Origin of the sequence: Actinomyces polynesiensis (assembly GCF_000820725.1) — a bacterium.
GTDB lineage: Bacteria > Actinomycetota > Actinomycetes > Actinomycetales > Actinomycetaceae > Pauljensenia > Pauljensenia polynesiensis.
In genome coordinates, this window is record NZ_CCXH01000115.1 from 1 (window position 1) to 10,107 (window position 10,107).

Genomic DNA, 10,107 nt, shown 5'->3' on the forward strand with positions numbered 1-10,107 from the left:
CCGCGGTGGGTTGCCGAGGAGCGTTGCCGGTGGCCGGCGGGGTCCCGCGTGTGCGGGCGTGTGCCAGTGAGTAGATGCGTGCGGAGAGGGAGCCGGCCGGGGTGTCGGCAGGCGCGTGGGTCGGTCCCTCCGCATCCGGGTCGGACCCGTCGAGTGGGTCCCCGTCATCCTCGGGGTCGTCGAGGGGGATGTCGATGCCCTGCCGGTGACCGCGCGCGGCGTTGAGCTGCTCCACGAGTGCCTCGCGGGCGCGCACGTCGTCCGCACCGTCGGGGGTGTCGACGGGCTGCGCGGTCGGCAGTGGTGAGAAGACGGCGGAGACGGGGGAGGGGGAGGCGGTCTCGGTGATCCAGCGGGCCTCCTGGTCGATGGCCTCGACGGAGGTGGCGGAGGGGGCCAGGGTCCAGTGCGCGGCGTGCTCCGCCGCACCCTGGAGGAAGGTCAGGGCGATCTCCCAGGGACCGTCCCCGGGCCTGCGTGCCGTCCAGGACAGCGAGGCCGGGTCGACGCCGCGTGCCGCGAGGCGGTCCACGACGAGGTCACCCATGACGGGGGCGTCCCGGTCCCCGCCCACGTGGGTCTCCAGCGCGCGGGAGAGCGCCCACTCCTTCTCCGCGGCGACGGGGGCCTCGAAACGCCGGATGTGGGCGATGTCCATGCCGGACTCGCGGGCGAGCTCCTCGGCGGTGAGGCCGCTGCGCAGCAGGGCCTGGATCTCACGGGGGCGCAGGGGCCGCTCCTGGGGGTCGGGGACCGACTCCAGGCGGGGGCGGTCCCGGCGCACGGCTCCGCGCAGCTCATCGGTCACGGGCACGCTGTAGCGCTCACCCTCGGCGTCGGTGAGGACCAGTGACTGGCCGTCCGCGCCCGTTCCGAGCAGCTCGAGCTCGATCATCGGGACCTCCTGCAACTCTCCACACGGCATGGTCTCAGAGTCACGGGGCCCACGCGCGGCGCACGGTGGGCGTGTCCGACAACTCGATGGCGTGGGCCCGCCGCAAGTGTTACCATCCCTGCGCCGAGGACCCTGTTGCGGACACCACCGCCCGGGTCCGTCACTGAGTGAGGAGACAGGGTGGCCACTGACTACGACGCCCCGCGCAAGACGGATGACGACGTCGCCGAGGACTCCATCGAGGAGCTGAAGGCCCGTCGCAACGACGCCGGCTCCAACGATGTCGACGAGGACGAGAACGAGGCCGCCGAGAACTACGAGCTCCCCGGCGCCGACCTCTCGAAGGAGGAACTGACGGTGCACGTCGTGCCCCGCCAGGAGGACGAGTTCACCTGCTCGCGCTGCTTCCTCGTGCACCATGCCTCACAACTGGCCTACGTCGACGACAACGGCCTGCCCGTGTGCACGGAGTGCGCCGGCTGACCTCCCGCACGCGGGCGCAGCCCCGCCGGGACACATCGGGGTGCGACCGCACCCCCTCCACCGCGTACGGTGGTGGACGGACACACCACCGGAAGGACGGGACCGCGAATGTTCGGTCGCTCACGCCACCACGAGGACGAGGACGGGTCGTCCGGGGTCGAGGAGACCCCGACGGGGGAGGCGACCCGGCCCTCCCTCGCCGATGAGGACCCCGTCTGGTCCCGACCGGGTCCCCGCACCCCCGACGAGGTCGACACCTCCAGCGGGTACGTCGACATGGGATCCCTCCTCATCCCCGCCGTCCCGGGCATGCAGTTGCGCACCCAGATCGCCCAGGACGGTCGCAGCGTGCTGCGCGCCCTCGTCGTGCTGGGTGCCTCGGGCATCCAGGTGAGTGTCGCCGCCGCCCCGAAGTCGGGCGGCGTGTGGGACGAGATCCGCGACCAGATCCGCGCCGGCATGGAGAAGGACGGCGCCACCGTCACCGCGACGACCACCCGCTACGGTGAGGAACTCGTGGCGGACATGGTCGTCACCCTCCCCGACGGTTCACGCGCCACGTCGCGCATGCGTGTCATCGGACGCGAGGGGCCCCGCTGGTTCGCCCGCATCGACGTCCTCGGCCCGGCGGCCCAGTCACCCGAGGCCGGCGCCGAGGTCGAGAAGGTCATCGACCGCCTCGTCGTCGTGCGGGACGACCTCCCGCGTGCCCGCCTCGACCTGCTCCCCCTGCACGTGCCCGAGGGGGCCGTCGAGGTCCCCGATGTCTGATCTCCCCCGACAGGGGCGACCCTCCCTGCTGGAGCGGGTCCGGCAGCGCTGGACGGGCACCTCACGTGAGGCGATCGAGGCTGACTACGAGGCGCGCAGCCGCCGGTCCCGCGGCACCATCCCCATCTCCGAGGTGCAGGAGCGGCACAAGGTGGTCGTCTCCGGCGTCCTGCAGTCCATCACCTACTCCCCGGTCGACGGCCCGGTGAGGCTCCTCGCGACCCTCTACGACGGGACGGGCGCGATCGAACTGCGCTGGCTGGGCCGGCGCACGATCCCCGGCATCTCCGTGGGCCGTCACATCGAGGTCGAGGGGACCGCCTCCCTCCACATCGACCACCTCGTGATCATCGACCCGCTGTACCGGCTGCTCGCCCCGGGCGCCGCATGAGCGTGCCCCCGCCCCGCGGCGACGGGGAGCGCCCTGCCGGTGGACCGGCGGCGCGTGACGCGCGTCCACTGCCCGCCTGGGCCTCCGGACTGGACGGCGAGACCTTCTCCGTGGCGGCGGCCGTGGGAGGGTGGCGCGGCGTGGTGGAGTCTGTCGCCCCCGGCCTGGTCTTCGTGGTCCTCTACGTCACCACCCGCGACCTCGTGTGGACCGTCGTGGCATCGGCGGGCCTGTCGCTGGTGTTCTGCCTGGTCCGCCTGGTCCGACGCCAGGCCCCGACCCAGGCCCTCTCGGGACTGCTGGGCGTCGCCATCGGTGTGGTGTGGGCGCTCCTGTCGGGGCGCGGGGAGAACTACTTCGCCTGGGGGATGGTCACCGCGGGCGCCTTCGCCGTCGCGCTCCTCCTCTCCCTGGCACTGCGCCGGGCGGCGGTGGGGGAGTTGCTGGCCCTCGTGTGGGAGCTGCCCACCGGTTGGCGCACGGACCCGGCACTGGCCGCCCTGCGCCGGCGCTGCCGCGGGCTCACGTGGGTGTGGACCGCGATGTTCCTCCTGCGCCTGGGGGTCCAGTGGCCCCTGTGGAGCGCCGGGGAGGTCGCGGCGCTCGGAGTGGCCAAGCTCATGCTCGGACTGCCCCTCTTCGCCCTCGTGTGCTGGGTGACCTGGGCGGGGCTCAAGCCCTTCTCGGACCTGCGTGGGGCAGCGGGGGAGACGGCGGTACCGGCGGACGGGGAGGACGCGTCCGGGCGGGGCTGAGGAGGTCCGGGGCCCGGGAGGTCCGGGGCCGGGCGGGTGCGGGACCGGGCACGTGCCCGGTCGGGAGCTGTGCGACCCGCCTCAGGAGCGGGGTGCCGTCCCGTCCCCGTGGGTCGGGGGGCTGACGAGCCGGGCGAGGCGGTCCAGTGCCCCCGCGTCGTCGTCGGGGACGAGGAGCAGGAGCTCGTCGCGGGCCTCGAGCACGTCGTCGAGGGAGGGCGTGATCGGACGCCCATCGCGCAGGAGGGCCGTGAGGACCGTGCGTCCCGGCAGGGCCACGTCCTCCACCCGGTGGCCGGCCAGGGGGGAGTCCGCGGGCAGGACGAGGGCGTACATGGACACGTCGGCGCCGTTGAAGGTGAACAGGCGGATCGGTGCCCCCTCCGAGACCGCCTCCTCGACGAGGGCCGTCATGATGCGGGGGGTGGAGACGGGGACGTCGACGCCCCAGGAGGCGTCGAAGAGCCACTCGTTCTTCGGGTTGTTGATGCGGGCGAGCACGCGGGGCACCCCGAACTCGGCCTTCGCGAGGAGCGAGATCACCAGGTTCGCCTTGTCGTCACCCGTGGCCGCCACGAGCACGTCGGCCTCGCGCACCCCCGCGTCGGCGAGGACCTCGGGGGAGCAGGCGTCGGCGAGCACCCAGTCGGCGTCGGCGACGGAGGCGACGCGCATCTGGTCGGGCTGGTTGTCGATGAGGGTGACCTCGTGGGAGTGCTCGAGCAGCTCCAGGGCGACGAAACGGCCCACCGAGCCCGCACCCGCGATGACGATCTTCACGGTCAGTCCTCCAGCTTCGGCGCCTGCGTGAGCACGTCGCGCAGGGGGACGGGATCGGAACCACTGATGGCGAAGAAGAGCTCGTCGTGCTCCTGGACGACCAGGTCCGGCCGGGCCGGTTGGATGACCCCCAGGCGGGAGACGAAGGCGAGCCGCTGGCCCGTGAGCTCCTCGACCACCGGGAAGGAGGTGCCGTACCAGCTGGGCACCGGCATGACGGCCACCAGCGACACCAGGCCGGTGGGGTGGGCCCACACCACATCGGCGTCGGGGGGCATCAGCCAGCGCATCACCGCCTCGGAGGTGCGGCGGACGGTCGCCACGGTGGGGATCCCCAGGCGCTCGTACACGGCCGCCCTCGTCGGGTCGTAGATGCGGGCCACGACCCGCTCGACGTGGAAGGTCTCACGTGCGACCCGGGCGGCGATGATGTTGGAGTTGTCCCCGTTGGAGACGGCCGCGAAGGCGTAGGCGTCCTTGATGCCCGCCTGGCGCAGGGCGTCACGGTCCATGCCCAGGCCCGTCACCCGCCGCCCCGAGAACTCGGCCGACAGGCGGCGGAAGGACTGGGGGTCGGAGTCGATGACGGCGACGGAGTGTCCGTCCGCGTCGAGGGCGGTGGCGATCATGGCCCCGACCCTGCCGCATCCCATGATGACGAAGTGCACGGGACCACGGTACCCGCACCACGGGCGGTCAGGGTATCCACGGGCCGCGCCCACGAGTACGCTGGGCGATCGTGCAGGATGCCGTCGACCGCCTCAAGAGGGTGCTCATCGGGCGACCGATGAGGTCGGACTCGGTGGGCGGACAGCTGCTGCCCAAACGCATCGCGCTGCCGGTGTTCGCCTCCGATGCGCTCTCCTCCGTGGCCTACGCCCCAGACGAGGTCCTCCTCACGCTCGCCCTGGCGGGCGGCGTGGCGGTGGCGCAGTCCCTCTGGGTCGGCCTCGCGGTGGTGGTCGTCCTGGTGGTCGTGGTGCTCTCCTACCGCCAGACCGTCCACGCCTACCCCTCGGGGGGCGGGGACTACGAGGTGGTCTCCACGAACCTCGGCCCCACAGCGGGGCTCTTCGTCGCCTCGGCGCTCCTGGTCGACTACATCCTCACCGTCGCAGTGTCGATCTCCTCGGGCGCCCACTACCTCACGACGGCCGTGCCCTCGCTCGCCGGGCGTGAGGTCCCCATCGCGGTGACCCTCATCGTCGTCCTCTCCGTCCTCAACCTGCGGGGCCTGCGCGACGCGGGCGGCGCCTTCGCGGTGCCCGCCTACCTCTACATGGCCTCGATCGGGCTCCTGGCGGTGGTCGGGATGGTCCAGCTGGCCACGGGCCACCTGGGACAGGCCCCGACCGCGCAGTACGAACTCGTCGCGACCCCGGGTCACGTCGACGGGCTCGTCGGCCTGGGCGGTGCCTTCCTCCTCATGCGCGCCTTCTCCTCCGGCTGCGCGGCGCTGACAGGTGTGGAGGCCATCTCCAACGGCGTGCCGGTCTTCCGCCGTCCGAAGTCCCGCAACGCCGCGGCCACCCTGGCGATGCTCGGGGCGATCGTGGCCAGCATGCTCATGGCGATCCTCTTCCTCGCCCGCGAGACCGGGGTGCGCATCGTCGACGACCCCTCCACCCAGCTCACCCTGGGGGGACGGCCCGTCGGGGGCGACGTCCACGTCGCCCCCGTCATCGGTCAGCTCGCCTCGACGGTCTTCGGTGAGGGCTCGCCCCTGTTCCTGCTCGTCACCGTGGTGACGGGCCTGATCCTGGTCCTCGCGGCGAACACCGCCTTCAACGGGTTCCCGACGCTGGCGTCGGTGCTCTCCCGTGACTCCTTCCTGCCGCGTCAGCTCTACAAGCGTGGGGACCGGCTGTCCTACTCCAACGGCATCGTCGTCCTCTCACTGGCCGCCATCGTGCTCGTGATCGCCTTCGACGCATCGGTGACGCGGCTCATCCAGCTCTACATCGTCGGCGTGTTCGTCTCCTTCACGTTCTCCCAGCTCGGGATGGTGCGCCACTGGAACCGGCTGCTCCGCCGCCCCCAGACGGGTCCGGAGCGCTTCCGGGTGCTGCGCTCGCGCGTCGTCAACATCATCGGCTTCCTCCTCACCGCGGTCGTCCTCGTCATCGTGCTGCTGACGAAGTTCACCCACGGCGCGTGGATCACCCTGATCATGATGGGCGTCGTCTTCGCGGTGCAGAAGGGGATCCGCCACCACTACGACACGGTGCGCAACCAGCTGCGGGTGGAGGACTACTCCGCCGGGCGCGCGCTCCCCTCCCGCGTCCACGCGATCGTGCTGGTCTCCAACCTCGCGCGCCCCTCCATGCGGGCGGTCGCCACCGCGCGGGCCTCCTCGCCCACCTCCCTCGAACTCGTCAGCGTCGTCACCGACGAGCAGGAGGAGCACAAGATCCTCCAGGAGTGGGAGGAGTCGGGGCTGCCGGTGCCGCTGACGCTGCTGTCCTCGCCGTTCCGTGACGTCACCCAGGTGGTCGTCGCCCACATCCGCCACCAGCGCCGTCGCTCTCCTGGGGAGATGGTGGTCGTCTACGTGCCCCAATTCCTGGTGTCGCACTGGTGGGAGAACGCCATGCACAACCAGACGGCGGTGCGCCTGCGCCAGGCGCTCCTCGACATCCCCGGCGTGGTGATCACCACCGTGCCCTGGAAGCTGGGCGAGGACGACGAGGTGGTCGGCCACCAGCTGGTCAACGACCCGTTCAAGAGACCCGGGGCGAACGACGCCCCCACCACAGGACAGGAGTCCGAGGAAACCCCATGAGACGACGCCCACCCCGAGCGAGCAGGCACCACAGGAACGGGGCGCACACCGACCCCGCGGACCGGGAGGCCCTCGAGCTGACGCTGGGGGAGCCCGCCCACGGCGGGGCGTGCGTCGCCCGCGACGCCGACGGCCGGGTGGTCTTCGTGCGGCACGGCCTGCCCGGTGAGCGGGTCCGCGCCCGCGTCACCTCCACGCGCAACACCCTGGCCTGGGCGGACGTGGAGGAGGTCCTCGAGCCCTCACCGGACCGTGTGCCCTCGGTGTGGCCGCAGGCCGGACCCGGGGGTGTCGGGGGCGGAGAGCTGGCCCACGTGCGCCCCGCGGCCCAGCGGCGGTGGAAGTCGGACGTCCTGCGAGGCCAGTTGCGGCGGGTCGGCGGGGAGGAACTGGCCGCCCGCGTCGCGGAGCTCGGTGGGGTCGAGGTGCGCCCCGCCCCCGGCGACGAGGGCGGGGACGACGCACTGCTCGGCCGACGCACCCGCATCGAGCTCGTCATCGACGAGGGGGGACGTCCCGGCATGCACCGCTACCGGGGCCGCGAGGTCATCGCCCTGGACTCCATGCCCCTCGCCGTCCCCGCCGTCGGTGCGCTGGGACTCTTCGAGGACCCGGCGTGGCGTGACCTGTGGCGTGCCGGGGACCGGGTGCGGGTCGTGGCCCCCACCGGCGGCGAGCCCGTGGTGGTCACACCACGTGGGGTGTTCGACTCCTCACGGCGACCCGTCGGTGCGGATCCCCTCGCGTGGGACGTGGCCCTGCCGGACGGTGGGCGCAGCACCTACGGGGTGCGCCCCTCCGGCTTCTGGCAGACCCACGTGCGCGGCGCAGAGGTGTTGGCCGGGGCCGTCGCACGGGGTGCGGCCGTGGGGGAGGGGACCCGGGTGGCGGAGCTCTACTCCGGGGCCGGGCTCTTCACCCGCGTCCTGGCCGACGCCACCGGACCGGGCGGGCGCGTCCTCAGCCTGGAGGGGGACGAGGAGGCCGTGGCGGACGCCTCCCGGAACCTGTCCGGGCGCCCGTGGGCGGAGCCCTTCGTGGGCAGCGTGGACGCCGAGGGGGTCGGTGACCTGACCGCCGAACTCGGGGGGAGTGCCGATGTCGTCGTGCTGGACCCGCCGCGGGCGGGGGCCGGCCGCGAGGTGACACGGGCCCTCGTGGAGACGGGGACTGCGCGCATCGTCCTCGTCGCCTGCGACCCCGCAGCAGGGGCCCGCGACCTGCGCGCCCTGCACGAGGGCGGGTACGCGCTGGAGTCCCTGGAGGCGTGGGACCTGTTCCCCCACACCCACCACCTGGAGTTCGTCGCAGTCCTCACCCGCTCCTGACCCCTCCCATCCGGTGAGGTCCGCTCTGTTCGGGGCCCGAGGTCCGCTCTGTTCGGGGTCCGCCTGCCCGGGAGGCGGTCCGGGTCCGCTGTCTCCCGGGCCGGCTGACGGGGCCCCCGATCCCTCGCGCGTGCCGGTGGGAACCGGGTGTCCGCGGACGGTGTTTCGATTTGCGGACACCCCTGTCACCAGATATCTTGATGTCGAGAGATCAGATGCGCCTGCAGCGTCGCCGACGCGGAACCCGTCCGACAGGAGGACACATGCCCACGCTCGACAGCTTCGGCGCCCGCTCCACCCTGGACGTGGGCGACCGCACCTACACGATCCACAGGCTCGACGCGGTCGAAGGGCTCTCGCGCCTGCCCTACTCCCTCAAGGTCCTCGCGGAGAACCTCCTGCGCACCGAGGACGGTGCCAATGTCACCGCGGACCAGATCCGCGCGCTCGCCGCCTGGGACCCCACGGCCGACCCCGACACGGAGATCCAGTTCACCCCGGCGCGCGTCGTCATGCAGGACTTCACGGGCGTGCCCTGCATCGTCGACCTCGCCACCATGCGTGAGGCCGTCTCCCAACTCGGTGGCGACCCGACCCGCATCAACCCCCTGGCGCCCGCCGAGATGGTCATCGACCACTCCGTCCAGATCGACGTCTTCGGGACCCCGGACTCCTTCGAACGCAACGTCGACCGCGAGTACGAGCGCAACGGGGAGCGCTACCAGTTCCTGCGCTGGGGACAGGGTGCCTTCGAGAACTTCCGCGTCGTCCCGCCGGGGACCGGCATCGTCCACCAGGTCAACATCGAGTACCTGGCCCGCACCGTCTTCACCCGCGAGGAGTCCGACGGCACCTTCACCGCCTACCCGGACACCTGTGTGGGCACCGACTCCCACACCACCATGGTCAACGGCCTGGGCGTCCTGGGCTGGGGCGTGGGCGGCATCGAGGCGGAGGCCGCGATGCTCGGCCAGCCCGTGTCGATGCTCATCCCACGCGTGGTCGGCTTCAAACTCTCGGGCACGATCCCGCCCGCCGCCACCGCCACGGACGTCGTGCTCACCATCACCCAGATGCTGCGTCGTCACGGGGTGGTCGGCAAGTTCGTCGAGTTCTACGGCGACGGCGTCGGTGCGGTGCCGCTGGCCAACCGGGCGACCATCGGCAACATGTCACCCGAGTTCGGCTCCACCGCCGCGATCTTCCCCATCGACGAGGTCACGCTCGACTACCTGCGCCTCACCGCCCGCGACGAGGATCTGGTGTCCCTCGTCGAGGCCTACGCGAAGGAGCAGGGTCTGTGGCACGACCCTGCCCACGAGCCCGTCTACTCCGAGTACCTCGAGCTCGACCTCTCCGCCGTCGTCCCCTCCATCGCGGGTCCGAAGCGCCCCCAGGACCGCATCGAGCTCTCCTCCTCCAAGGCCGCCTTCCGCGAGGCCGTCGTGGACTACGTCGACGACGGGGCGAGCGAGGACGGCTCCGAGCTCGACGACGCGCTGGAGGACACCTTCCCGGCCTCCGACCCGGTCGAGGGGGACATCTCCGACACCAACGGCGCCCCCGCCGGCCACGCGACCCTCGACGACGGGCGCCCCCACCGCATCGTGCCGGTGACCATGGAGGACGGCACCCACACGCGCCTGGACCACGGCGACGTCGCCATCGCCTCGATCACCTCCTGCACGAACACCTCCAACCCCTCGGTGATGCTCGCCGCGGGCCTGCTGGCACGCAACGCGGTGCGCCGGGGGCTGCGCACCAAGCCCTGGGTCAAGACCTCCCTGGCACCCGGGTCGAAGGTCGTCACCAACTACTTCGAGAAGGCCGGGCTGTGGGGGGACCTCGACGCCCTGGGCTTCAACCTGGTCGGGTACGGCTGCACCACCTGCATCGGCAACTCGGGGCCCCTGCCGGAGCCG

General features: G+C 72.2%; 10 protein-coding genes. 7 read left to right on the forward strand and 3 right to left on the reverse strand.

Going from position 1 to position 10,107, the window contains the following annotated elements:
- Positions 1 to 895 (reverse strand): septation protein SepH (gene sepH, locus TA90_RS05490; RefSeq protein WP_052450552.1); only part of this gene is annotated, 895 nt, incomplete at its 3' end.
- A gap of 180 nt (positions 896 to 1,075) precedes the next feature.
- Between sepH and TA90_RS05495 the strand changes: the two genes are divergently transcribed.
- The 4 genes from TA90_RS05495 (at position 1,076) to TA90_RS05510 (ending at position 3,295) form a co-directional block, all read left to right on the forward strand.
- Positions 1,076 to 1,378 carry a DUF4193 domain-containing protein gene (locus TA90_RS05495; RefSeq protein ID WP_043535011.1) on the forward strand — a complete coding sequence of 101 codons (303 nt, stop codon included), beginning with the start codon at positions 1,076 to 1,078 and terminating at the stop codon, positions 1,376 to 1,378.
- Positions 1,379 to 1,486: 108 nt separating this feature from the next.
- Positions 1,487 to 2,149, forward strand: a complete 663-nt coding sequence (locus TA90_RS05500) for a DUF3710 domain-containing protein (protein WP_043535012.1) — start codon at positions 1,487 to 1,489, stop codon at positions 2,147 to 2,149.
- The gene (locus TA90_RS05505; RefSeq protein ID WP_043535013.1) at positions 2,142 to 2,540 is read left to right on the forward strand and encodes an OB-fold nucleic acid binding domain-containing protein; all 399 of its coding nucleotides are present in this window, start codon (positions 2,142 to 2,144) and stop codon (positions 2,538 to 2,540) included. Before TA90_RS05500 ends, TA90_RS05505 begins: the two co-directional genes overlap by 8 nt.
- Positions 2,537 to 3,295, forward strand: a complete 759-nt coding sequence (locus TA90_RS05510; RefSeq protein ID WP_082031500.1) for a DUF3159 domain-containing protein — start codon at positions 2,537 to 2,539, stop codon at positions 3,293 to 3,295. The genes TA90_RS05505 and TA90_RS05510 overlap by 4 nt, the downstream gene beginning before the upstream one ends.
- Positions 3,296 to 3,376: 81 nt before the next feature.
- Here the strand turns inward: TA90_RS05510 and TA90_RS05515 are convergent, their stop codons facing one another.
- Together TA90_RS05515 and TA90_RS05520 are read right to left on the reverse strand one after the other, a co-directional pair.
- Entirely contained in the window at positions 3,377 to 4,075 is a 699-nt protein-coding gene (locus TA90_RS05515) for a potassium channel family protein (protein ID WP_043535014.1), read from the reverse strand.
- 2 nt (positions 4,076 to 4,077) lie between these two features.
- Positions 4,078 to 4,728: a potassium channel family protein gene (locus TA90_RS05520; protein ID WP_043535020.1), complete on the reverse strand. Its 651-nt coding sequence runs from the start codon at positions 4,726 to 4,728 to the stop codon at positions 4,078 to 4,080.
- 134 nt (positions 4,729 to 4,862) lie between these two features.
- On the opposite strand from TA90_RS05520, the gene TA90_RS05525 reads away from it, so the two are divergent.
- From TA90_RS05525 to acnA, 3 genes are all read left to right on the forward strand, one after another.
- Positions 4,863 to 6,857: an APC family permease gene (locus TA90_RS05525; protein ID WP_052450554.1), complete on the forward strand. Its 1,995-nt coding sequence runs from the start codon at positions 4,863 to 4,865 to the stop codon at positions 6,855 to 6,857.
- Positions 6,854 to 8,185 carry a class I SAM-dependent RNA methyltransferase gene (locus TA90_RS05530; protein WP_043535016.1) on the forward strand — a complete coding sequence of 444 codons (1,332 nt, stop codon included), beginning with the start codon at positions 6,854 to 6,856 and terminating at the stop codon, positions 8,183 to 8,185. The genes TA90_RS05525 and TA90_RS05530 overlap by 4 nt, the downstream gene beginning before the upstream one ends.
- 263 nt (positions 8,186 to 8,448) lie before the next feature.
- A partial coding sequence (gene acnA, locus TA90_RS05535) for an aconitate hydratase AcnA (protein ID WP_043535017.1) occupies positions 8,449 to 10,107 on the forward strand: 1,659 nt, incomplete at its 3' end.

Bases quoted from the DNA above. Each gene is read 5' to 3' on its own strand.
- TA90_RS05525 (WP_052450554.1), top strand. From the start codon at position 4,863: ATGAGGTCGGACTCGGTGGGCGGACAGCTGCTGCCCAAACGCATCGCG.
- TA90_RS05510 (WP_082031500.1), top strand. From the start codon at position 2,537: ATGAGCGTGCCCCCGCCCCGCGGCGACGGGGAGCGCCCTGCCGGTGGA.
- TA90_RS05500 (WP_043535012.1), top strand. From the start codon at position 1,487: ATGTTCGGTCGCTCACGCCACCACGAGGACGAGGACGGGTCGTCCGGG.
- TA90_RS05530 (WP_043535016.1), top strand. From the start codon at position 6,854: ATGAGACGACGCCCACCCCGAGCGAGCAGGCACCACAGGAACGGGGCG.
- TA90_RS05520 (WP_043535020.1), bottom strand. From the start codon at position 4,728: ATGGGATGCGGCAGGGTCGGGGCCATGATCGCCACCGCCCTCGACGCG.
- TA90_RS05505 (WP_043535013.1), top strand. From the start codon at position 2,142: ATGTCTGATCTCCCCCGACAGGGGCGACCCTCCCTGCTGGAGCGGGTC.